The sequence below is a fragment of the Candidatus Thiodiazotropha sp. AKAK3 genome (genome assembly GCF_058244645.1).
This window is the reverse complement of record NZ_JBSYOQ010000042.1, coordinates 57,313-81,938: the sequence shown is the minus strand read 5'-3', so window position 1 is coordinate 81,938 and position 24,626 is coordinate 57,313. Positions and strand designations below refer to the sequence as shown.

At 46.1% G+C, this 24,626-nt stretch carries 19 protein-coding genes and 1 riboswitch; of the genes, 9 read left to right on the top strand and 10 right to left on the bottom strand.

Annotated features, from left to right (window positions below; genetic code table 11):
* Nucleotides 1-14: 14 nt before the first annotated feature.
* Nucleotides 15-2,297 carry a sensor domain-containing protein gene (locus AC4IE7_RS08100; RefSeq protein ID WP_490776314.1) on the top strand — a complete coding sequence of 761 codons (2,283 nt, stop codon included), beginning with the start codon at nucleotides 15-17 and terminating at the stop codon, nucleotides 2,295-2,297.
* Between the two features lie 627 nt (nucleotides 2,298-2,924).
* Here AC4IE7_RS08100 and AC4IE7_RS08095 read toward each other — a convergent pair.
* On the bottom strand, nucleotides 2,925-3,293 hold the full coding sequence (locus AC4IE7_RS08095; RefSeq protein WP_490776313.1) for a 2Fe-2S iron-sulfur cluster-binding protein: 369 nt from the start codon (nucleotides 3,291-3,293) through the stop codon (nucleotides 2,925-2,927).
* A gap of 377 nt (nucleotides 3,294-3,670) precedes the next feature.
* On the opposite strand from AC4IE7_RS08095, the gene AC4IE7_RS08090 reads away from it, so the two are divergent.
* A complete protein-coding gene (locus AC4IE7_RS08090; protein ID WP_490776312.1) occupies nucleotides 3,671-3,985 on the top strand; it encodes a DMT family transporter in 315 nt (104 codons plus the stop codon).
* Nucleotides 3,986-4,169: 184 nt separating this feature from the next.
* On the opposite strand, the gene AC4IE7_RS08085 is transcribed toward AC4IE7_RS08090, so the two are convergent.
* From AC4IE7_RS08085 to AC4IE7_RS08060, 6 genes are all read right to left on the bottom strand, one after another.
* Nucleotides 4,170-5,291 (bottom strand): methyl-accepting chemotaxis protein, encoded by a 1,122-nt coding sequence (locus AC4IE7_RS08085; RefSeq protein ID WP_490776311.1) that lies wholly within the window; start codon nucleotides 5,289-5,291, stop codon nucleotides 4,170-4,172.
* Between the two features lie 124 nt (nucleotides 5,292-5,415).
* Nucleotides 5,416-6,813, bottom strand: a complete 1,398-nt coding sequence (gene sthA / locus AC4IE7_RS08080; protein ID WP_490776310.1) for a Si-specific NAD(P)(+) transhydrogenase — start codon at nucleotides 6,811-6,813, stop codon at nucleotides 5,416-5,418.
* A 300-nt stretch (nucleotides 6,814-7,113) separates the two neighbouring features.
* A complete protein-coding gene (locus tag AC4IE7_RS08075; protein ID WP_490776309.1) occupies nucleotides 7,114-9,090 on the bottom strand; it encodes a putative bifunctional diguanylate cyclase/phosphodiesterase in 1,977 nt (658 codons plus the stop codon).
* Nucleotides 9,091-9,368: 278 nt separating this feature from the next.
* On the bottom strand, nucleotides 9,369-10,010 hold the full coding sequence (locus tag AC4IE7_RS08070; RefSeq protein ID WP_490776308.1) for a lysophospholipid acyltransferase family protein: 642 nt from the start codon (nucleotides 10,008-10,010) through the stop codon (nucleotides 9,369-9,371).
* A 6-nt stretch (nucleotides 10,011-10,016) separates the two neighbouring features.
* Nucleotides 10,017-10,946: a phosphatidate cytidylyltransferase gene (locus tag AC4IE7_RS08065; protein ID WP_490776307.1), complete on the bottom strand. Its 930-nt coding sequence runs from the start codon at nucleotides 10,944-10,946 to the stop codon at nucleotides 10,017-10,019.
* Nucleotides 10,943-11,563, bottom strand: coding sequence for a CDP-alcohol phosphatidyltransferase family protein (locus AC4IE7_RS08060; protein WP_490776306.1), 621 nt, complete (start codon nucleotides 11,561-11,563; stop codon nucleotides 10,943-10,945). The genes AC4IE7_RS08065 and AC4IE7_RS08060 overlap by 4 nt, the downstream gene beginning before the upstream one ends.
* A 1,072-nt stretch (nucleotides 11,564-12,635) precedes the next feature.
* Nucleotides 12,636-12,773, top strand: a riboswitch (guanidine-I (ykkC/yxkD leader).
* 61 nt (nucleotides 12,774-12,834) lie between these two features.
* On the opposite strand from AC4IE7_RS08060, the gene AC4IE7_RS08055 reads away from it, so the two are divergent.
* From AC4IE7_RS08055 to atzF, 7 genes are all read left to right on the top strand, one after another.
* On the top strand, nucleotides 12,835-13,875 hold the full coding sequence (locus tag AC4IE7_RS08055) for a putative urea ABC transporter substrate-binding protein (protein WP_490776305.1): 1,041 nt from the start codon (nucleotides 12,835-12,837) through the stop codon (nucleotides 13,873-13,875).
* A gap of 163 nt (nucleotides 13,876-14,038) precedes the next feature.
* Entirely contained in the window at nucleotides 14,039-14,860 is an 822-nt protein-coding gene (locus AC4IE7_RS08050; protein WP_490776304.1) for an ABC transporter permease, read from the top strand.
* Nucleotides 14,857-15,675, top strand: coding sequence for an ABC transporter ATP-binding protein (locus tag AC4IE7_RS08045; protein ID WP_490776303.1), 819 nt, complete (start codon nucleotides 14,857-14,859; stop codon nucleotides 15,673-15,675). The genes AC4IE7_RS08050 and AC4IE7_RS08045 overlap by 4 nt, the downstream gene beginning before the upstream one ends.
* A gap of 3 nt (nucleotides 15,676-15,678) precedes the next feature.
* The gene (locus AC4IE7_RS08040) at nucleotides 15,679-16,413 is read left to right on the top strand and encodes an urea amidolyase associated protein UAAP1 (protein ID WP_490776302.1); all 735 of its coding nucleotides are present in this window, start codon (nucleotides 15,679-15,681) and stop codon (nucleotides 16,411-16,413) included.
* Nucleotides 16,414-16,416: 3 nt separating this feature from the next.
* Nucleotides 16,417-17,061 (top strand): urea amidolyase associated protein UAAP2, encoded by a 645-nt coding sequence (locus AC4IE7_RS08035; protein WP_490776301.1) that lies wholly within the window; start codon nucleotides 16,417-16,419, stop codon nucleotides 17,059-17,061.
* A 112-nt stretch (nucleotides 17,062-17,173) separates the two neighbouring features.
* A complete protein-coding gene (gene uca, locus AC4IE7_RS08030) occupies nucleotides 17,174-20,770 on the top strand; it encodes an urea carboxylase (RefSeq protein WP_490776300.1) in 3,597 nt (1,198 codons plus the stop codon).
* Between the two features lie 6 nt (nucleotides 20,771-20,776).
* Nucleotides 20,777-22,588: an allophanate hydrolase gene (atzF, locus tag AC4IE7_RS08025; protein ID WP_490776299.1), complete on the top strand. Its 1,812-nt coding sequence runs from the start codon at nucleotides 20,777-20,779 to the stop codon at nucleotides 22,586-22,588.
* A gap of 95 nt (nucleotides 22,589-22,683) precedes the next feature.
* Here the strand turns inward: atzF and AC4IE7_RS08020 are convergent, their stop codons facing one another.
* The 3 genes from AC4IE7_RS08020 to AC4IE7_RS08010 all read right to left on the bottom strand — a co-directional run bounded on the left by AC4IE7_RS08020 (nucleotide 22,684) and on the right by AC4IE7_RS08010 (nucleotide 24,451).
* Entirely contained in the window at nucleotides 22,684-23,244 is a 561-nt protein-coding gene (locus AC4IE7_RS08020; protein ID WP_490776298.1) for a histidine phosphatase family protein, read from the bottom strand.
* Between the two features lie 49 nt (nucleotides 23,245-23,293).
* Nucleotides 23,294-23,656 carry a hypothetical protein gene (locus AC4IE7_RS08015; RefSeq protein ID WP_490776297.1) on the bottom strand — a complete coding sequence of 121 codons (363 nt, stop codon included), beginning with the start codon at nucleotides 23,654-23,656 and terminating at the stop codon, nucleotides 23,294-23,296.
* A gap of 558 nt (nucleotides 23,657-24,214) precedes the next feature.
* Nucleotides 24,215-24,451 (bottom strand): hypothetical protein, encoded by a 237-nt coding sequence (locus tag AC4IE7_RS08010; RefSeq protein ID WP_490776296.1) that lies wholly within the window; start codon nucleotides 24,449-24,451, stop codon nucleotides 24,215-24,217.
* Between the last annotated feature and the right edge of the window lie 175 nt (nucleotides 24,452-24,626).

The following is a 24,626-nucleotide window of genomic DNA, read 5'->3' as shown; positions in this document are numbered from 1 at the left end:
CTAAGGAGAGTATCATGAGCCGATACAGCAGCCTCAGTCGCATAGAGCTTGAAAAAATGCTCAGTCAATCTGAGGATCTGCTGCATCTGGAAAAGGATACAGACTCTGAACATCTGCTGCATGATCTACAACTCCATAAAATTGAACTTGAGATCCAAAATCGGGATTTGATCGAATCGCAGCAGGAGTTGGAAATCATACGTGATCAATATGCTGAACTCTATGATTTCGCTCCTGTGGGTTATTTGACCCTTGATAACCACGGGATTATAAAAAATCTTAATTTAACAGCTGCTGCGATGTTGGGTGCTGAACGTTCACGATTGTTGAATAGACCCCTCTCAACACAAATGGCTGCGGGAATGAGTCGTCTGCTGTTTGATCATATACGTGATGCATTCGCTGAAGATCGTCTGATTTCAAATGACTTTACACTGAAAATCTCAAAAGAGAGTAATAACCGCTATGTCAGAGCGGATAGTATCATCCATACAAGTTTAGACGGTGAAATCTGTTGCCTGATGAATCTGACAGATACCACAGAGCGCCGCAAGACAGAAATGGCGGTAATTGATGAGCGTACATTTCTGCAGCATGTTATTGATGGTGTCGATGATCCCATCATGGTGATCGGTCTCGACTATAAAGTGTTAAGAATGAATCTTGCGGCAAAACAAGTTGCCAGTACATTGAAACTCGATTCGCAGAATCTCTGCTGTTATCAGCTTTCCCACAACAATGAGAAACCTTGTTCGGGTAATGATTACCCTTGTCCGCTACAGATTGTACTGCAAACCCGATCACCCAGTAAGGTTGTTCACAGTCATGTTTCAGAAATGGGGGTAAATCGAAGATTTGAGATCTCGATCAGTCCACTGTTTGATGATAATGGTGAGATTATTGGGGTTATTGAATCATCTCATGACATAACAGAACACCTGGAATTACTCGATGAGCTGAAGAAACGAGAACTGAGTTATGCGCATCTGGCACAACATGATCCACTGACAGGACTGCCCAATCGTCTGCTGTTCGCAGACCGTCTGAGTCAGGCGATCCACGTTGCTCACCGAAGCAAAACAACAATTGCAATACTGTTTGTCGATCTGGATCGATTCAAAGAGGTCAATGACAGCTTCGATCACGCCTGTGGAGATGAAGTACTGAAAGAGGTTGCAAAACGGTTTCAGGCTCTGTTTCGGGAAGATGATACCATTGCAAGAATGGGGGGGGATGAATTTACTGTAATACTCACACACATCAAAAATGAATCAAATGGCGCGCTGGTCGCGAAAAAGTTGCTCAATACTTTCAGAAAACCATTTACTATAAATGGTCATAAACTGTTTCTCGGCGCAAGTATTGGTATCAGCCTCTATCCTGAACATGGGGATAGCGTCGATGATCTGGTTCGTAATGCAGATTCTGCGATGTACCGGGCTAAGGAAGAGGGCAGAAATACCTTCCAGTACTATTCGGAAGAGTTGACCAGCAAAGCATTTGAACGTGTTTTTCTGGCATCCAGCCTTCATGGTGCTATGAAAAATAACGAGTTGATACTCTATTATCAGCCCCAGTTTGAGCTGGTATCCAAGAAAATTTGTGGTATTGAAGCACTCATAAGATGGCAAAACCCAGAACTTGGATTAGTAACACCCAATAAATTCATTCCTTTGGCAGAGGAGTCGGGAATTATTAATAAAATGGGTAAATGGATATTGAGAGAAGCCTGCCAACAAATGAAAGCCTGGCAGGATTCAGGCTTGATGGATAGTGAGGTGACGATCAGTGTCAACTTGTCAGGGAAGCAGTTCGATCATAACAACCTGGTTCTTGATGTCGAGCATATCCTGAATGACACAGCTCTCGCGCCTGGTTGTTTAGAGGTGGAGATTACAGAGACCATCATGATGCGCTCCACCGAGGTCACCAGCCAAACCCTGTCCAGTCTTCGAGCGCTTGGAGTCAAGGTTGCAATCGATGATTTCGGTACTGGCTATTCGTCGTTAAATTATCTTAAACGACTACCAATCACACGACTTAAAATCGATAAAACGTTTGTTTCTGAAATTCCGGGTGATTTGAATGATGTCGCAATTTCCAAAGCGATCATTTCTATGGGGAGGAATTTATTACTTGATGTACTGGCTGAAGGTGTGGAAACCGAGGAGCAACATCAATTCCTGATTGAGCAGGGTTGTCGTGTTGGGCAGGGCTTTCTTTTCGCACGACCAATGCCTTCAGATGACCTGGAAAAATACCTGAAGAATATAGCTCAGTCCGCTGCAGGCTCATAAAATCAACTTAAGTTAATCCTTGGGCTATTATTTTTAAACGCAAACATTCCCGTTCAATTAACCACGACCACTATTGCGATAGTTGATTAATCTCACTTGATTACACATATCGAGTAAGTGTTGAGAGATACAAAGCACTATACAGCTGAGGATGAGGGGCAGAGGAAAACAGAAATCATCAGTGTGGTAAGTAAAAGCAGGGTGAGTAGCTCTCCTCTCTCCTTAGCTGGAGTGGGCCGGAGAAGGGGGCTCATCAATGCCATCATCGACATCAATAATCAGCATAACAAAGATTGTTTGGCGCACACCCTCTCCCCAACCCCTCTCCCATCAAGGGAGAGGGGCTCTTACACCTCTTCTTCTGGAATAAAGGCGCGATCGTGAAGCATACACCATCACACCCGAAGAAAGAGAGCAGTTGCAGAGAGGGAATATGCCTCCACTACCCAATAGCTGTGACGCTTTGCAGGATCAGAGGTTTCTATTCGGAAGTTTTTACAGCGCCAGCAGGAGATCCCTTGATGTGATTAAAAAGAGAAGATGTGGCTGATCATGTTCCTTTGCTGCAACCCTCTGCCAGTGGATGAAGTTTGCTGCACGGATACCGGATCTCTGAAAAAAACTTCTTTATGCGCCGCCAGGCTCACCAGTAAATTCTACCAGCAGGTCTTCATCAGTAACCACAGTCTGGCAGGCGAGACGAAAGGTTGGGGGTATGTCTTTTACATTCGCACGCTCTTCCTCATGCTTTGGTAGCTTGCCGATTGACTTCAGAACTGTTCTCTCTTTATCTGTCAGCATTGCCCCTTTGATGTGATCTCCATCAAGATGGGTAATCTTTACCAGGCATGAGCCACACTCTCCATCCTGACACTCGAATGGAATTTTAATGTTGTTTTCCTTTGCTACTGCGAGCAAGGTATCGCGTTTACCTGCAATAGCAGAGACTTTCTTGTTTTTTCCCATAATGGGAGAGGAGAAATATATTGTGGCCATTGTGTGCTCCACCTGTGTTGATGACTTAAAAAAAGGATAGTTACTTTGTCCATAGTCAGACATTCAGTCTGCTAGCGGCATACGCTAACTGTTTGGACATGGCGCATCATACGTAAAATAAATGCCTCATGGATAGCACTATTTTTTTTGCACCAAGATAAAGCTTAAGCGGTGTTGAGTTATAGTAATTATAAATATTTCATGCACCAGTAAGATGCGTTTTATCTATATAAATAGTCTGTAAAATAATATTTGCACCATTATGAGGCTTGTGTCCTTTTTTTGATTCAATAGCTTTAATCTTTGCGCACTAATTTGTATCTTATCTGGAAAGCGTGTCACTCTGTTTTTACAATAAAATAGCTTTGGAGTCATCAATGGCCTGGTTATGGTTGTTAGCTGCGGGATTATTTGAAATATTTTTCGCCGTTTTTTTAAAACTGTCGGATGGCTTTACCAAGCCTGGCTATACGATATTGTTTGCTCTGTCTGCATTGCTCTCTTTTTATGCTTTAACAAAGGCAATGCAAATCATTCCAATTGGGACAGCTTACGCGGTGTGGACAGGAATTGGTGCTGTTGGGGTGGTTGTGCTTGGAGCCATACTTTTTTCTGAGCCACTGACGGGGATGAGGCTCTTTTTTATATCAACATTGATCGGTTCGATTATTGGCTTAAAGTTTGTCTCTTGAGGGTGTCGGGAGGATGATTGAATCAGGACTATCAATAACTGCACTTCAACCTTTTCCCATTGATAGGTATAAGCGAATTTCCTGCAAAGTCATTAAAACCAGTGCTCGTGCCCATCGGGCTCGTATTGTAGGGTGGGGTCCAGCCCCACCAATAGCAGTTAAGTGAGCGCCATGGGTCTTAGATTCACAAAATGTTGGAATATCTTGATTCACCTTCTGATTCAGCGCTCTGTTTGATTTCATCGAGTTTTCTGAAAACTTCCATGCTGTTCTCTTCCATCGTTTTAAGCGCGTTCATCAGTGCGCTGTAATCTCGTTCACTCTGAAGGAGTTTGAAAATATCATGTGTCGTTTTATGAACAATCTCATGGGGTTGTTCCAGCGCTTTGTAATAGGGTGAGGATGAGAAAAACTCATCACCTTCGCCTTCGTAGTACCACTTACCGAGTCTGCAGTTGTGGTGATCGACAAATTCAAATGCAGCTTCGCCGTGATTGATTGAGAGATAGGTGTTTACCTTCCACAACATATGGTCCAGCTTTGCCAGCCCCATAAAAACACTGTCAGTTGTTGCCGATATATCACCAAAGTAGCCTTTAACCTCTTCATTGATGTTTTTGAGGTTCTCTTCGAACCCTTTTACCTTGCCCTGGACATCGTCAATACACTCGATCAGTCGGGTTGAGTCACCACCAACAGATTCCACGTTTTGTTGCATGGATTGGATTACATCGTTGGTGTCACTGATTGCTGATTGTGTCTTGTCTGCAAGACCTCGTACTTCATCAGCAACTACGGCAAAACCTCGTCCCTGCTCTCCAGCTCGCGCTGCTTCAATAGCTGCATTCAAAGCGAGGAGATTGGTCTGCTCTGCAATGCCCCTTATAAATGCCAGAATTGAGCTGATTTCAGTGGCGCGGGAAGACATGTTTTTTACAGAGCCTTCTGCATGAGTAGAGAGTCTGGAGAGGTCATCCAATGCCTCTGTGATATGAGATATATCAGTTGTCAGACCTGTAAAATGTGAGCGCACATTCGTAGCACAGCTTAAGGTGTGTTTTGCTGATACGACTGAATCGGCCAGGTCGGATTGAATAATACCCAAGCCAGCTTTCATCTGCGAGTTTTCGAAGGTCATCAACTCATTGAGTTGAGACTCCCCGGATGAGTGCTGTTGAAGTGAGGTTAGGGTTTCAGACTGCCTGTCCAGTTGTTCCTCAAGTGCTGCAGCTTTCTCCCTCAGTTTATTATTTTCCGACTCAAGCTCTACAATGTGAGCCTTATCCTTCCTATTGAACCATCCCATACTGGTATCTCCATGCCGATCCATTTAGAGTTAGATATAGATAGCGTCAGTTTTCTTGATAGCTTTAGCAGGGATATTTGGCTGCGCCTGGCCAGATCTTCAGACTACGATGGCCAGACCCAGTTTAGAATATTCGGTTCAGCCCGTTCAGGGCAGCCACACGATAAGCTTCTGCCATAGTTGGGTAGTTGAATGTGGTTTCTGCGAAATAGAGCAGACTGTTGGCTTCCCCGGGTTGAGCCATGATGGCCTGCCCTATGTGAACAATCTCGGAAGCCTGTTCGCCAAAACAGTGGATGCCAAGGATTTCCAGGGTTTCACGATGAAACAACAGCTTCAGCATACCCACATCATGACCGGTAATCTGCGCCCGCGCGATGGTGCGGAAACTGGCCTGGCCTACCTCATAAGGGATCTTGCTGGCAGTGAGTTCCCGTTCGGTCCGGCCAAGAGAACTGATCTCAGGCAGGGTATAGATTCCAGTTGGAAAGTCATCGATGAGTTGCCAGTCTGCGCTACCGGTAGCTATCTGGGCACCAACAAAACGACCCTGATCGTAACTGGCACTGGCCAGGGCAGGGGGGCCCACCACATCACCCACAGCATAGATATGGGGTAGTGAGGTGGCATAGGTTTTATCGATTTCGATCTGGCCACGATGGTTTACAGTGACTCCTATCTCTTCCAGTCCCATCTGTTCAGTATTACCACTGCGTCCGTTGGCCCAGAGTAGAACATCGGTCTTGAATTTTTTACCCGACTTACAGTGCAGAACGACCCCGTCATCCATTGGTTCAACCTGCTCGTACTCCTCGTCGTGGCGAATCACGGTTCCCTGGTTACGCAGGTGGTAACTCAGTGCATCGGTGATTTCATCATCCAGAAAAGATAGTAGGCGGTCGCGGGTGTTGACCAGATTAACTTTGACATCGAGATTGCAGAAGATCGAAGCGTATTCACAACCGATCACACCAGCACCATAGATGGTGATGGAGTCGGGTGTACTGTCGAGACGTAGTACCGAATCACTATCCAATACTCTGGGATGGTTGAAATCGATATCCTTGGGATGGTAAGGGCGCGACCCGGTTGCAATCACAAAGTGATCCCCTGTGACCTCTTCACTCACCCCCCGATCCTGCATGATCTCCAGTCGGTGAGTATCGATGAATCTTGCTCTGCCATGAATGACATCGATTCTATTTCGGGCATAGTGTCGCAGGCGACTGCGCACCTGTTCGCTGATCACCTTGCCGGTAGCTTGAAGCAGATCGGAATATTCGACCTGAATCTGATCCTGAGTATGTTGGAAGAGGGGATTCTTCCGATAGTCGCGCAGCAACTGAATGTTGTGTCGAAGTGCCTTGGAAGGGATCGTGCCCCAATGGGTGCATCCTCCGCCCACTTTGTCATGTGCTTCGATTACCGCTACCCGCTTGCCGCTCTTTACCAGCTTCATGGCAGCCCCTTCACCACCGGGACCACTGCCAATCACTACTACATCAAAATGCTTTGCACTCATTGCTACTCCGCCATTGGTTCAGCTTGTCTAGGCAACAGTCTATCAGTAATTTCGCGGTGCAGCATTCACTGCGAAATCAAATCAACCAGAGACATTGATGCCAGAACCCCATAAGTCAGTGGACATTCGATCTCTCTGTTATCTGACCCTAGTGAGATTTGAGAGATGTAAAAGCATTACTCAGTAGAGAATAAAAAGCAGAACAATTACAAATCATCAGAGTGGTAAGGGGAGGGTGAGTATGCAACTGGGATCTTACTCCCCTCTCCCCATGCGGGAGAGGGGGGATCATAAACACCGTCATCTGCCTAATTGATGCTGATCGTTAATCTGCTTTGATTCACGGCAAAATTCCATAAATCCATCAAGTTCCATTGCAGGTGCGATCAGATCACCTTGGACAATATTGCATTCATAGTTTTTAAGACGATCTAATGTCTGCTGCTCCTCAATACCCTCAGCAACAATTTTGATGCCCAGTTTTCTTGCCATGCTGATCGTTCCTTCAACGATGATTGCATCAGTCTCCTGAGTGGTGATGTCTTTGATCAGCATTCGGTCAATCTTAATTACATCAATAGGCAGATTCTTAATATACGCAAGAGATGATTGGCCTGTACCGAAATCATCGATGGCCAGGGTGAAGCCCGCCTGGCGCAACTGATCCAGCTTATTTACCGTTTCATCGAGATCCTGCATCAGCGCATGCTCCGTTACTTCAAAAGTCAGGCGTTTGGCATCAATGGCATGATTATTAATAGTTGACATGATATTCGCCACGAACTCTCGCTCAGTAAACTGAAGCGGGCTGACATTTATGGAAACCTTAAACGCATCATCCACCAATCCTGACTCTTCCAGGGCATTGATATGCTGGCAGACCAGTTCCACTACCTGTTTGCCTAGCTCGATAATTAGCCCACTCTGTTCGGCATATTCTATGAAATTGTCTGGTGCGACCAGGCCGTCCTGTGGATGGTGCCAGCGAACCAGCGCCTCTGCGCCAATCATATTACCATCCATCGTGACCATTGGCTGATAGTGGAGAACCAGGTCGTTATTTTTAAGGGCAGTGCGTAGCCCCTGTTCAAGACTCATTAACAGATTTGCCTTCTCTTGCATCTCCGGACTGTAGAGACTGATGCTGTTGCGGCCAACATACTTTGCCTGATACATGGCAAAATCAGCACGCTTTAACAGGTCATTTGGATTGTCAGCATGAATAGGAAAAAGCGCGATACCGATACTCGCTGACATATGAATCTCTTTACCACCAAGCTGGAATGGATGTCTGAGGGCCTGTTGGATTGTTTGGGCTTTCTCTTCGGCTAGATTGATAGCCCCAGGTTCTTGGTCTGCAACCTCGGGCATCAGCAATACAAATTCATCACCACCAAGACGTGTTGCTGTGTCCTCTTCACTAAGGCAGTGATTGAGTCTGCCAGCGAACTGTTTTAGCAGTTCATCACCTTGTTGGTGTCCCATTGAATCATTTAGGGTTTTGAAGTTATCAAGATCGAGAAAAATCAGCGCACCGATATGAGAGTGATGGACTGAACGGGCGATATCTTTGGTCAATCGTTCGATCAGCAGGCGTCGATTGGGTAGGTCGGTCAAGGCATCATGATAGGCTAAGTGTTCTATTATCTTACGTGAATGCTGTTGCCTGATGCCCATTGCAAGCGCTTCATATAAATTCCGATGAATACGAATTGCCCCAACACTCATTACGATCAGGTAGACGCAAGTCATAATGCCCAGGCCGATATTTGCTGGTCCACCAAATGAGAGCAAGCGAGCCAGTAGAGGGACGATAACCAGAAGAATATAACCCAGTGAAGCAGGAAGTAGCGTGGCTTGTGAGACAACGCCACCAGCAGCCATACCAATCAAGGCAGCAATTATTATGGTTTGGTGAAACTGCTGATCCATTGGTACCAGCAGAAATGCAGCTGATCCCCAGATAACACCTGAGGCCAGGGTGCCCGATATGGCACGCTGTCGCCAGATCTTCAACGAACCATCTTCAGGTTTTTGAGCGTGATAGATGCGGTAAGTGTAGTAGCGATAGAGAGTGAGAATCAGCATCGCGAGATACCAGGTAACCAGTATCTCGGAACGGATCACAGACCACTGGGCGATCAAGATTATGGTGGCATTAATCATGATTGCGATCAGTGCGGAAGGCAGGCCAGTGTAAGACAACTCAACCTGCCTTTGACTGATACGGGCTTTAAAGTCGGGTGGATCGCCGGGTGATGATTCTGTGTATTGCATGGGTTTGATTGGCGGTATAAACCAGATTACGTTTCTATTTTTTTTAGATACTACGATAATGTCAGAAATCAACAGATTAAGGAACCTCTAAACGCTCAGTCCCTATTCAAAGGTCTTTGAATAGGGACTGAGAATCTGACTTTGCAGCTCCATGGAATAGATATAACTATATACTCTTTTCAATTATCAGCTGAGGTTTTCAGGGCACCATTCTCAAGGGTATTTTTCTCAGCAGTTGTATCTATAAATATTTGGGCATTTCTGGATAGAGAGAATCTCTATTCCCATGGTGGAAACTCTCCTTCTTCTGAGAGAGTGTTCATGTGATCGCTTAACGCTTGCATGAATGCTTTGCGATCCCCTTGCCAGTACAGTGCTTCCCCTACAAAGACATCACAAAAAAAGGGCACCAGAACGAAGTCACCTTTGGGAAGAGCCATTCCCAGTCCATGAAGGTAGACAGGTATGACAGGCACATCGGGGCGACGTTGTGCAATATGAGCAATACCAGTTTTGAAGCGCCCCAGTTGTTCAGGTTCTCCTCGACTGCCTTCAGGAAAGAGTATCAGTATATCGTCACTATCAAGTGCAGTAATAACTTCTGCCAATGGATCATCGTGACTTGTCTTGATCGATCGTCGAAGCGGAATGATGCCAATTATTTTTAGGGCAAACCAGGCAAGCCATCTGTTCTTTAAAAAGTAGTCCATTGCCGCTACAGGACGAACTTTTGCTAATAGTCGCAGAGGTAGTAGTGACATCAATACAATGGTATCGAGATGACTGTTGTGATTAGCGATGATGATTGCCGGTCCCTCTTTTGGCAAGTGAACTTTTCTGCGAACATTAAGGCCGAGAATGACTAAAACCAGCGGTTTAACAATCAGAATAAAAAAAAGAAGCTGCAACAGTCTGTTCATGAGAACTCAGTAGTGCAGATAGTAGATGAAGTGGAAGAAGAGGGGGGCAGTAAAAGTCAGGCTGTCGACTCTATCCATAATGCCGCCATGTCCGGGAATTAGTGCACCACTGTCTTTTACACCAATATCGCGCTTGATGGCAGAGATAACCACATCACCAAGAAAACCGCTGATACCAATCAGCAGGCCGGCGCCTAAAGCCTCTAGAGAGTTCAGTGGTGTCAAGTAGGGCGCAATCAGCCATGCTGCGAATACAGAGGTCAAGACCCCACCGAGCAGTCCCTCGATGGTCTTCTTGGGGCTGACCTTGGGGACCACAGGATGTCTTCCAAACAGTTTGCCCCAAGTGAATTGGGCAACATCATTGAACTGGGTGAGGAAGACCAGAAAAAAGAGTAGTCCGGCACCACCCGCCAGGTTGTTCTCAGATGGCAGAGCCAATAGAAAGGCGGCATGGCTGAGACTGAATACTGTGGTCATCAATCCCCAATGAAGCGTGCCAGCTGCTTTAAGAAAACCATCTGTCTTGCCTGCGAGTACCATGCGGGCAGGTATCAGCAGAAACATATAGACCGGTATAAAGATGATAAACATGCCATACCAGCCGACTGATACCCAGAAGAATTGTAGCGGGATAGCAACAAAGCCCCAGAATATAACCCGACGGTCTGCCTGGCGTGTAGGGACCAACGATAGAAACTCTTTAAACGCCAGAAATGAGATGAATGCCAGGAAGAGAATGGAGATAGTGGTTGAAACAGCGATAGCGAATGTAAAAATCGCCACCATGATCCACCAGGATTTTATTCGCTCACCGAGTTCTTGGTAATCTGATCCAGTTTGACTTCTAAGTACCTTGACCAGGATGGTTGAGAATATCAACAAGCCATAGACACCAGCCAAGGCCCAGATCACTGGAGAGGAGAGGTTGCTCACAGGCTATCTCCCTGGGGTGACTCTTTTAAAGCACTACGAGCACGATTTACCAGGGTGACAATGGAGAGAGCCAGCATGGCCCAAAGCAGCCAGTCAGACCAAGCGCCGGCTTCGATTCCAATACCCAGCAACAGAGACAACAGACCGAATCCAAAGGCTCTGTCACTCTTACCGAATGGGCCATCATATCGTCTTGATGCGCCAATCTGGATAGCGACCACCCCCATCATCTCAACCATTACCGAGACAAGAACAAGCACAATCAAGGGTAGAGCATTGATCCCGGAGAGCAAGGCAATAGGCAGGTAGAGTGCACAGTCAGATATTACATCCCCCATCTCATTCAGCACAGCGCCGAGTCGGCTCTGCATCTGATGCTCCCGTGCGAGCATGCCATCGATGGCATTGAGAGCCATGCGTAGAAACAACCATAGTGGCATCAACAGCAGTAATAATCGGTTTTCTGGATTGATTGCGATGGCAGCACCAAGCGCTATTGAGAGCAACATCGCGGTGATGGTGACCATGTTGGCAGTGATGCCGAATTTGACCAGGGAACTGTTTAGAGGACGCAGCAAACTCTGAAAACGGGGTTTCAAGTCATAGATGCTGGGCATAAAAGTTCCTTAATTTGTTATGAATATTCGTCCATGAGAACGCAACTTACTAATCAGACCCTAAGTATTACGACACTCAGTCGTTGTGTGTTGGCTTACGGCAAGGTATAAAACCGCCGCTGTAGCCCTGAGTGTCTGAATACTTAGGGTCTGATTAGTAGAGCATGGTAGCTTATTTAAAACAGTGGAAGCAACGACAGTTGAGGGATTGTGTATATAATTCACATGGCCATTCAATGTCTTCGTTAGTGGTAGCTTTAAAGAGATGATCTGGTCTCAGATTGGTTAAAAGATCCCTGGGAATTATTTATTTCTCACTTGATCTCATGTTTCTGTAACTACTGATAGAACCAGTTTCAATGTTTAAGCAATTGATTCCATAGGTCACAAGATTAAGATCAAAAAACCTTACACATCGCGTAGGCTGGGGCCATGCCCCACCAAAAGCCAGGATGGGCGTAGGGTGCCGGCCCTGCCGCACCATTTCAAATACCATGTCAGATGCTATCCATTCAAGTGTTATGCATTAAAGCTAGCCCCCTCTCTTGAGAGTCTGAAGCTAGAGTCATTCGGTTTTCAATATGCCGCTGGCGACCTGACAGCAGCCCGTAGCCTGGATGAAGTGCAACGGAATCCGGGAGAACAGTGCACCAATCATCCCGGATTCCGCTTCACTCCATCCAGGCTACCTTGCTGTTCGATCTTGGTAATTATGTTGAGGGTGGGGCCCAGCAGCCCAACACTACGTAGATTATAGGATCGGTCGCATATCCCCTAGACCTCAATGACCCGTTTCTGAATCATTGCTGTCAGATCTCAAGCTTATGGGGCAAGCAATTGATAGAGATGCCCTTAATAATAACTGTGCAATTCAAGCCGGGCCTGTGCATATTTATGGTGCGTTCGGCGGCTGGTTTGCACCATCGTGTTTCGATAGACGATGACTTTATTGGATGCATAGAGAGCGTTGATTTTCTAATCTATTGAATTATAAAGAATTAAATGGATTGGCCTGGGTATTGCTTTGTTAGTCATGTCCGTGCCCTTGATTTTCAGGACATACAATTTATTTTAAATAGAACGCTAGGGTTCCGATCAAGTTCAGCAATTCACTAGAGTTGATGAACTTTGATGACTGGTCCGAGAGCATTCGACCTCCCCCTCTCACTACAGGGTAAAGGTTACACGGCGGGATAAAAGCCCGGGAGACAAGCTTGGTCTGAAATGCCAAGGGTGCTCCGTGTCGATCTGATGTAACTGAGAGGTTCTTAATGAAACGTATTGCCGCTTTAATTCTCGCACTTTCTCTTAGCCCTATGGCGCATGCAGCAGACCCATTTAAGGTGTGCTGGTCGATCTATGTTGGCTGGATGCCCTGGGCCTATGGTGCTGACCAGGGCATTGTTAAAAAATGGGGTGATAAGTACGGTATTGATATCGAAGTTGTACAGATCAATGACTATATCGAGTCAATCAATCAATACACAGCAGGTGGATTTGATGCCTGCACCATGACCAATATGGATGCCTTGACCATACCTGCGGCTGGTGGCGTAGATAGCACTGCACTTGTTGTCGGTGATTTCTCGAATGGTAATGATGGTATCGTTCTGAAAGGGAAAAGTGCTTTGGCTGATATCAAGGGTCAGAGCGTTAATCTGGTTGAGCTGAGTGTCTCTCACTATCTGCTGGCCCGCGCACTTGAGAGTGTGAAATTAAGTGAGAGGGATCTAACCGTTATAAATACCTCCGATGCAGATATGGTAGCGATTTATGGTACTGATGATGTCACTGCAGTATCAACCTGGAACCCGCTTTTAAGTGAAATCGTGAGTATGCCCAACAGCACCAAAGTCTTCGATTCCTCAATGATCCCTGGTGAAATCATCGATCTGCTTGTAATTAATACAGAGACTCTTAAGGCGAACCCAAAATTGGGTAAAGCCCTTGTAGGAGCTTGGTATGAGATTATGGGAGTTATGAGTGGTTCCGACTCTGCAGCCACTGCTGCAAAAACTCATATGGCCGCAGCTTCCGGTACTGATCTGGCTGGATATGATGCACAGCTGGCAAGTACAGAGATGTTCTACACACCAAAAGCGGCACTGGCACTGACCAATAGTCAAGACTTGGTGACAACCATGACCCACGTCGCTAAGTTCTCATTTGATCATGGGTTGCTCGGTGATGGTGCTCCCGATGCGGGCTTTATCGGTATTGAAATGCCTGCCGGTACATATGGGGATAAAGGAAATATAAAATTCCGCTTCGATCCTACCTATATGAGTATGGCTGCTGAAGGCAAGCTTTAAAGTTCGAATGGCATCTGCTCTATCCATAGCTGACCGTTGTGTCAGCTTTGTAGGGCAGGTGCATCGAACAAAGCCAAACTCTCTGAATTAAAAAAGCAATTGCTATCCCTACAGAACAACTGCGCTTTTGTTTAGGCTGTTGTGAACAACACCGGGAATCTTCATGAAGAAATTCATTAACCAGCATCCAAACAAAACACTCAAGTTGTTTTTAGGATTAGCACCCTTTGTTCTACTGATCATCTTCTATGTGGTTGGCTCAGATGCAAGACTGGAGCTCAATCCAAATGACAAATTGTTACCAAGCATGAGCCAGATTGCTGATGGTTTGGAGCGAATGGCATTTGAGCCCAGTAAGCGATCAGGCGAATATCTGTTCTGGAAAGATACAACAAGTAGCCTGACTCGTCTGGGTCTTGGGCTGCTTATTGCGGCATCACTTGGGTTGCTTATTGGCTTGGTAACCGGTGCACTACCGATGCTCACAGCCTCTCTTTCACCGTTATTGACAGTTATTTCCCTGATTCCTCCATTGGCCATATTACCCATTCTATTTATTGTCTTTGGCTTGGGTGAGGTATCGAAGGTGGTTTTAATCGCGATAGGCATCACACCATTTATCGCCAGGGACATACAGAGAAGAACCGAAGAGATTCCAATAGAGCAACTGGTCAAAGCTCAGTCATTGGGGGCGAATACATCACAGATTATGATTCGTGTTCTGCTGCCCCAGATCATGCCTAAACTATTGGATGCAGTTCGACTCTCTTTAGGCGCAGGCTGGCTTTTTTTGATTGCGGCAGAAGCTGTGGCGGCAACGGATGGGCTCGGTTATCGAATCTTTCTCGTTCGGCGCTATATGGCAATGGATGTGATTTTACCCTATGTCGCCTGGATTACGGTGCTGGCATTTTTGATCGATATGTCATTGCGGAAAACGAGTCAAAAACTATTTCCTTGGTATATACAAGGGGGTAAGTCATGAGTACAAGCGAGAGTGCTGATTCACCAATGATTCAGGTAAAGAATCTCTGGAAGCAGTATGGGGACAATATTGTTTTAGAACGACTCAATATCTCTGTGAATGAAGGGGAGTTTGTTACCCTGGTAGGAGCTTCCGGCTGTGGTAAGAGTACCTTCCTGAACATGTTGCTGGGTACAGAGCAACCAACCAAAGGCGAGATTCTGCTGGATGGAAAACCTATACCGGCAGAGGCAGGTCCGGATCGAGGTATTGTTTTTCAACAATACTCCGTCTTCCCGCATATGACAGTGCTCGAAAACGTCATGGCCACCCGTGGCTTTCAACGTAAAGGCATAACCGGGTACCTGTTTGGTTCCAGCAAGGCTGCAGCGCGTAAAGAAGCTGAATCGATCATTGAACAGGTGGGGCTAAACCACGCACTGGGTAAATATCCTCATGAGTTATCCGGTGGTATGAGGCAGCGATTGGCGATTGCCCAGGCATTGCTGGGAAAGCCACGTATTCTCCTTTTGGACGAGTCCTTTGGCGCGCTTGATCCTGGCATCAGGGCGGATATGCAAGAGTTGGTTTTAGACCTCTGGCGCGAACATAAGCTGACCGTTTTCATGGTCACCCATGATCTGAAAGAGGGTTTCTATCTTGGAACCCGCCTATGGGTGTTCGATAAACTAAGACATGATCCACAGGCACCAAATCGATATGGCGCAGGTATCACTTACGATCTACCTGTCGGGCATATGGATAAGTCGCTGTATGAAAAAATTGATGACGATATCAGACCAGTGCCTGCCCAACTGGAGATAAAAGCGGACTAAGAAATGAACGAGATAATCAGTTCTATTGACTATCAAACAGAAATTCCAACGGCTGCCCACTGGTCACTTCGCGTGCGTCGCGGCAGCATAATGCGAATAACTGACCTGAAAGGTGGTGCAAATGTTGGAATGCTATTTTATAACCCTGAAAATCTGCTTGAACGATACAATGCCCCAGATACCTTGAAGTGTCAGCACACTTTCAAGTTAACCAAAGGGAATTGCCTCTACTCAGATATGGGACGTATCTTTGCATCTATTGTGAATGACACGCTTGGTTGGCATGAAACCGTATCTGGTAATTCCCATGCCAGTCACGTTGAGTCTAAATGGGGCGCCAGGGATTACCAGAATGACCGCAACGATTGGCATCAGAATGGCCATGATGCATTTTTAGTGGAACTGGCCAAATATGGCCTGAATGCTGCTGATCTCGCTGCCAACATCAACTGGTTCAGTAAGGTGAGAGTAGATGGTGAAGGCTCACTTGAATTAGTGCCAGACCACAGTCAGGCTGGTGATCAGGTTACACTTCGTTTTGAGATGGACACCCTTGTTCTACTCCATACCTGTCCCCATCCGATGAACATTTCAAAAGCCTATCCGGAGAGTAATGTTCAGATCGAGCTGGGTGTCGCTCAACCGCTAACCGATGATGACTACTGCAAGCTTTTCAGACCTGAAAATGCCAGAGGCTTTCAGAACAACAAGCTCTATCACATCGGGCTGGGAGTATAGCTCATGATCAAAGAATCAAAATTACAGCCTGAGCAGGCAATAGAGAGAGCCGTTGTCAGAGCGGGTGACTACTACATAAGTCTCCTGAAAGCAGGTGAAACCATCCGCATTCTCGATCTTGAAGGAAACCAGGCAGCAGATACTCTGTTCTATTGCTCGGATAACCCTGCAGAGCGTTACAGTGCCATGGATACAATCAGAGAGCAGGGCAATGTCTATCTCACTACCGGTTCCAAGCTGCGTTCGAATGAGAATAGTGTCATGTTGGAAGTGGTGGCTGATACCTGTGGCCGGCACGATACCCTGGGTGGCGCCTGCGCGACAGAGAGTAATACTGTCAGATACGATCTTGAAAAACGTTGTATGCATGCCTGCCGTGACAGCTGGATGCTGGCGATTGCTGAACATCCAGAGTATGGAATCAGTAAACGTGATATCACGCATAACATCAATTTCTTTATGAATGTACCAGTTACCCCAGAGGGTGGACTGACCTTTGAAGATGGTATCTCTGCGCCTGGTAAATATGTTGAACTTCGCGCTGAAATGGATGTGGTTGTGCTGCTGTCGAACTGTCCACAGCTGAATAACCCTTGTAATGGATATAACCCAACGCCTATCGAGTGTCTGGTCTGGGCTGCTGACTAGTATGAGTAACATCAAGTTTTAAAACTGACTCTCTTTTTTAAATTTATTATTCGACACATCAGTGGACGACCTCTGATGATTTTATTACCGGGACGACCCGGCCAAGGTAAGCATGTTTTGCAAACTTCTCATTGCGAACCGTGGGGCCATTGCTACACGAATTATCCGTACACTGAAAACACTGAACATCTCATCAGTGGCTGTATACGCTGAGAGCGATGCAGACAGCCTTCATGTTCGCCACGCTGATGAAGCCTACTGTTTGGGGGAAGGGGGGGCGTCTGACACCTACCTCGATATCGATAAAATCATCGCCATCGCAAAAAAGAGTGGCGCTGAAGCGATTCACCCTGGGTATGGTTTTCTGAGTGAGAATGCTTCATTTGTCAGGCGTTGCGAAGCTGAGGGTATTGTATTTATCGGCCCAACACCAGAGCAGATGGAGACCTTTGGGCTTAAACATAAAGCCAGAGCACTGGCCGAAAAAGCGGCTGTTCCTCTGACTCCGGGAACAGACCTTCTAAAGGATCTCGATGAGGCGCTCCAAGCTGCTGAACAGATTGGCTATCCGGTTATGCTCAAGAGTACCGCTGGTGGTGGCGGTATTGGTATGCAACTGTGCCACGCTCAAGATGAGGTGATTGCTGCTTTTGATTCGGTGAAACGACTTGGTGCCAATAACTTTGCCGATGACGGCGTCTTCATCGAGAAATTCATCGCCAGGGCAAGGCATATAGAGGTTCAGGTGTTTGGTGATGGCAAGGGCGGCGCGTTGGCTATAGGTGAACGAGATTGTTCAAGTCAACGGCGTCATCAGAAGGTTGTCGAGGAGTGTCCTGCACCAAATCTTGCCGAGTCAACACGAAAACAACTCCATAAAACTGCTGAATCATTGTTATCCAGTGTAGCCTATCGGAATGCAGGCACAGTGGAGTTTATCTACGATGCTGCAACAGAAGATTTCTACTTTCTTGAAGTCAATACCCGCCTGCAGGTAGAGCATGGCGTTACTGAAGAGGTTTACCATGTCGACCTGGTAGAGTGGATGATTAAATTGGCTGCAGGTGAGTCTATTGAGCTTGATAGTAAAAGAGAGACCTTATCAGCAGATGGACATGCGGTTCAGGTCAGAATCTATGCAGAAGATCCCTATCGGGAATTTCAACCTTGCCCAGGATTGTTGACTGATGTCTATTTTCCACAGGATGGGGATATCAGAATAGATCACTGGATTGAATCAGGTATCGAAGTCCCACCCTATTTCGACCCGATGTTGGCTAAAGTTATCATCCATTCAGATAATCGCGACAAAGCCTTTGCTAAATTAAACTCAACCCTGAAGTCTATCCGCCTATATGGTAGTGAAACTAATCTCGACTATCTGACAGCACTAAGTTGTGATCCGCTCTTGTTGGCTGGTGAAGTGACTACACGATATCTCAACGATTTCAGCTATACACCGACTCGTATAGAGGTGGTGCAGGGTGGGACACAAACCACCATACAGGATTATCCGGCGCGTCAGGGCTACTGGGATGTTGGCGTGCCACCATCCGGGCCATTCGATAACTACTCTTTTCAATTGGCAAACCGGCTTGTAGGTAACGATGAAGAGGCCGCAGGCTTGGAAATCACTATGCAGGGCCCGACCTTAAAGTTCAGCAGTGATAGACAAATTGCTCTGACCGGTGCAGATATCGAAGCTGAGGTTGAAGGGCAAGCCATCGAGATGTGGTCTGTTGTTACTCTACTTGCAGGACAAACACTTAAAATAGGACGCATCAAAAATCAGGGTGCAAGAAGTTACCTGGCAATTCAGGGAGGAGTTGTATGCCCTGAATACCTGGCTTCAAAATCAACTTTTACACTGGGTCAGTTTGGCGGTCACAATGGTCGTGGGTTGCGAGCAGGGGATGTTCTTAAATTACCTGATTCCAAGACACTGACGTCAGTAGACACTCTAGACGAAGAAGTCAGACCAAAAATAGTTCATAACTGGGAGCTTCGTGTGGTCTACGGTCCGCATGGTGCGCCAGACTTTTTCACAGAAGCGGATATTGAATCCTTTTTTTTACATCAGTGGGAAGTGCACTACAACTCCAGCCGTACAGGCATTCGTTTGATCGGGCCAAAACCAGAGTGGGCCCGTAAGGATGGTGGAGAGGCCGGGTTACATCCATCCAATATTCATGATAACGCCTATGCATTCGGAACCGTAGATTTCACAGGAGACATGCCGGTGATACTCGGCCCAGATGGTCCATCTCTCGGTGGCTTTGTCTGTCCTGCGACGGTTATTCAGGCTGATCTCTGGAAGTTGGGACAGTTGCGGGCAGGTGATAAGGTCAGGTTTGTTTCAGTAAGTCTGGAAACAGCAGTTGCCCTTGAGCAGCAGCAGATATCATCTATTAAACAATTACAGCCTCAACCAAACGAATACGAATCAGCAGAGATCAAAACCCCCATTCTGGATCGGCTGGATAGAGCAGATTATGGTGTTGATGTGGTCTACAGAGCATCAGGCGATCACTTCATGTTAGTGGAATATGGTAATCAGGTATTGGATATTGCACTGCGTTTTCGTGCTCATGCCTTGATGCAGTGGTTGCAAAAAAACCGATTGGAGGGACTGCAAGAACTGACTCCGGGTATACGCTCCCTTCAGGTTCACTACGATAGTCAGGTTCTCAGTTACAAAGCACTCCTGAGACATCTCAAGGCAGGTGAGAAGGCACTCATTAGCCAGATAGATGAACTCCAAGTGCCTTCAAGAGTAGTTCACATACCCCTCTCCTGGGATGACCAGGCTTGCCAATTGGCGATCGAAAAGTATGAGCAATCGGTTCGAAAAAATGCACCCTGGTGTCCAAGTAATCTTGAGTTCATACGACGCATCAATGGGTTGAAAGGGATAGATGAGGTTAAACAGATCGTATTCGATGCTTCCTACCTGGTTATGGGTTTGGGAGATGTCTACCTGGGTGCACCCGTTGCCACCCCTATTGATCCCCGGCATCGATTGGTAACAACAAAATATAATCCTGCTCGCACCTGGACGGCTGAAAATTCAGTCGGTATCGGTGGCTCATATCTCTGTGTCTATGGCATGGAGGGGCCGGGAGGATATCAGTTTGTGGGCAGGACGTTACAGATGTGGAATCGATATCGCCAGACAGAGGTATTCAATAAACCCTGGTTGTTGAGGTTCTTCGATCAGATTAAATTTTATGAGGTGACTCATGATCAACTGACCCGAATACGCAAGGATTTTCCTCAAGGGAGATATCCAATAAAAATTGAGGAGAGCAGTTTTAGCCTGTCGGAGTATGAAGATTTTCTCAAAGAGCACGACACAGAGATCGACTCCTTTCGCACGCAAAGAGAGCAAGCCTTCAATAGTGAATTGAAGAACTGGCATGCAAATGGGCAATTCAATTATGAGACGATTGAAGATGATGAACAGCTCACCGAAAGGGACTGGCCAGAAGAGAGTCTGGTGATAGATAGTCCCATCACCGGAAGTGTCTGGCAGACAGAGGTAGAGGTTGGTCAGCAAGTCAAAGCAGGAGAGTGCCTGATGATTTTGGAATCAATGAAGATGGAGATTCCTGTATATGCTTCGGTGGAGAGTAGAGTTACCCATCTACTTCTGGAAAATGGGCAGCGAGTTGGCGCAGGGCAGGCGCTTGTTGTACTAGAAGAGGTCTGAAGCAGGATGAGTACACAATTTCCATACAATATGACCATCGCTTCATTACGTTCAGCCTACGCAGAGGGTTCATTGACACCTCAGCAGGTGTTGTCTGATATACGTAAGCGAGCAGAGAAATACACAGATCATAATATCTGGATTCATCTTCTGAGTGAGGAAGAGCAGAGTAAATACCTGCTTGGGTTGCAACAGATGAACCCTGATGAGTCACCTCTTTGGGGCATTCCATTCGCAATCAAAGATAATATTGACCTGGAGTCTGTACCTACCACAGCGGCCTGTGAGGCATTTGCCTATACACCTGAAGCGTCAGCAACAGTCATTGATCGATTAATAGAGGCTGGTGCTGTACCTGTGGGAAAAACAAATCTGGATCAGTTTGCAACCGGTTTAAACGGCACTCGTTCCCCCTGGGGAGCGTGTAAAAATGCCTTTAATCCAGAGTATATCAGCGGTGGTTCCAGTTCTGGGTCAGCTGTTGCAGTTGCATTGGGTTTGGCCAGTTTCAGTCTGGGTACAGATACCGCAGGTTCAGGGCGGGTTCCTGCATGTTTCAATAACCTTATCGGTCTCAAACCAACAAGGGGGTTACTCTCAGCCAATGGTTTGGTTCCTGCTTGTAAAAGTCTGGACTGTATAACAATCTTTGCCTATGACACTGTTGATGCGAATCTGGTGCTCTCAATGGCAGAAGGTTATGACCCTGAAGATGCCTACAGTCGCAGCAACCCCTTTCACAACCAGAAACGCAGCTTTGGAGAGAGGAGAGGGAGTATAAAAGTAGGGGTCATACCTGACAAGCAGTTGAACTTCTTCAATGATCCTGTTTACCAACAGGCATACCAAACAACCCTTGAGCAGCTTGCAAAGCATGGGGTTGAGATTGTGGAAATAGATTACCAGCCCTTTGATGAAGCGGCAAAGTTACTCTATGAAGGACCATGGGTGGCAGAGCGGTATATCGCTACACAGCCCCTTATTGATGAGAGTCCAGAGTCGATCTTCCCTGTGGTTAGGGAGATTATTGCCCCAGGCAGATCACTCAAGGCAACAGATCTGTTTAAGGCTCAATATCGTCTGAATGCATTAAAAAAGATCTGTGATAAGCAATTGGCAGGTGTTGATTGCCTGCTTACCCCCACAGCAGGTACCTGTTTTACAATAGAGCAGATGTTGGATGAACCCATCCTGCGGAACAGTCAGCTTGGTTACTACACCAATTTCATGAATCTATTGGATTTATCATCTATTGCCGTTCCAACTCAGATAACATCTGATGGTATACCCTTTGGTATTACTTTGGTAGGGTCTGCATTCGCTGACCGGGCACTACTATCGATTGCCAATCGGTTGCATAAAAGTTGTGGTTTGAAGGTTGGCGCGTCAGAGTTTGATATTGACTCTTCTAAGATAGATGAAGTGGGTTGCACAGATAGCATTGATGTTGTGGTTTGTGGTGCTCATCTGCATGGTCTTCCTCTTAATTGGCAACTGACCGAGCGTGGTTCAACCCTGAAATCAAAAACCAAAACTGCACCTGTTTACAGGATGTATGCGTTGGCAGGTGGACCACCAAAACGTCCTGGATTGATATTGGATGAGCAACATGGTGAGGCTATTGAGGTTGAAGTCTGGTCCATGCCGTCCAGCCAGTTTGGCAGCTTTGTGGATGGGGTTCCTGCACCTCTTGGTATTGGCAAGGTGAGATTGTCAGACGGATCAGTTGCCAGTGGCTTTATATGTGAGCCTTATGCAATCTCAGAAGCAGAAGAGATAACCGAGCTTAGAGGCTGGAAGGCTTATTTGAAAAAGTAACAGAGGGCATAAAGTATACTACTCTTCTCTAGCGCTCTTTCAGTGTTTACGGAGAACGGTATCTTGTTTTGCAGAATGTTGCATGAAGGGATCTGTTATTTAGGTGTATCTTCATAAATAGCATATTCCCAATATGCTTTGCCTGGCTTCAATGGGCCAAACCAACCTTTTTTTCGCAACTCTTTAGCGATGAAGTGATTTATAAATCCATGACCTACAAGCAGAACATTTTGATGTTCTTCTGCCAACTTGATCAGCTTTACAGCCGCCTGCCTTGCACGAAGCTTTAGGTTCGCCAGGGATTCTCCATTCCTTGAAAAGCCAAATAGCCAAAGCACTCTTAATATAACAACCCAAACACCGATTGGTAGTGTAATACGGCCGCTATTGAAGTGTGGTATGGCTGTTTCACAGAAAAGGGGTTCTTCTACGCATTCTTCGCCATAGCCAAGACTCTTAGCAGATTCAATTGAGCGTAACAGATGGCTACACACAACGAAGTGATTCCCCTTGACGGCAGAAATTGCCTCTTTTGGAGGAGTGCCTACTATTCCCGATAGATCGTATGACTTGGCGATCTCTCTTAACGCCTTGGCTGGGACATTTCCTCTAAGCTCAAACGCCGGCTTTCCATGTCTTATAAGCGTAATGCGCATCACTATTTTACTACGTAGGGTTAAACTTTAAGAGCTACCATAATTACTACTAAACCTTCACCCCAAGATAGCTACTGATTTCATAGAAATCAGGCTTGCCCTCTTCATTTCCGAAGTAACAGATATCTTCTCTGAGATCGGTTTCGATGTTAACAATTCCCAGGACAAAATCTCGCTTATGCTCTTTTGCAAGTCCATAGAGGAGGTTTAAAGGTTCTTTTAGCTCTCTGCCTTTGGATATTTTGAGGTTAATCCCAAGACGCTGATCTGGAAGGTCAATATCTTGCTCGCCTACCTGATTTATCAGCTCGGCATGAGCTTTCGATTGACTGAGCCAATCACTAATAGAAGATGAAATAGCATCAGCTATTTCTTCCAGGTCGGAACCATCAATGTATATGTATAGATTCATGGGTTTTCGATTAATATTATGCTCTGTGTGTAATCAGTTACTACTCTTTTGATTCGAAGATTAATATATCATATAGACGAAGCAATTCTATATGTCCTATTAACTTCGATGAATGTTATGTTAACGAGATAATCGTTGTTGGTTTCTCTTGCCGATTGAGAGTTCAGACATGAAAAGCATAACGGAGCAGAGGGTTAGGGGCAGAAAAATTACAAATCAACAGAGTGACAAAAGGAGAGGTGAGTGTGCAGCATGGAGGTCATTATATGCAGCAGGAACATCTTACTCCCCTCGCCCCTTGCGGGAGAGGGGCCGGGGGAGAGGGGGAATATCCATCATTTGCATCATACCCTTGATGCTCACCCTCTCCCGTCTGTATAGACCGGAGTCGAGGGAAAGGGGCTTGAATGCTTGCTTCTAGGTGATTGAGAGTTAATGGAGCAGTATTGATGCCTCATGAAAATTTTTCAAAATTCAACTGTAATTACAGATTGTTTGTTTCATGATTTCATTTGTCACAAAGGCCGGTGGTCGAGAAGTAAATCAGATCAAACATCGCTAACAATCTGCCAGTGCTTCAAACTCTTTTCTTCTGTTTTCAAACCAGGCAGTCATTGCTTTTGGATCCTGCATAAGCTGTTGCATCACACTCATCGCTTCCAAGTGAGCCTGATCCTTCAATTGAAACATCTCCATGCCGTGCTGTTTACTCATCTCTGCAATGTCCTCAAAGGAGTTTGCTATGAATTCTTTGTCACAAGCACCACCCAGTTGTCTGCAGCTCATGCTCTTCATATCTATCTCCTTCATCTAATCCAGATAATTTACTGCTTTACAAATGCCGATTTTCACCAGGATGTTTGTGAAGCAGGCAAAGTGCGGCGTGCCACACCAATAGGCGCTAGATAATCGCAAATTAGCAGACTACTCCCTCTAACACCCTGATTAACAGCATAGCTGGCTTTTGTGG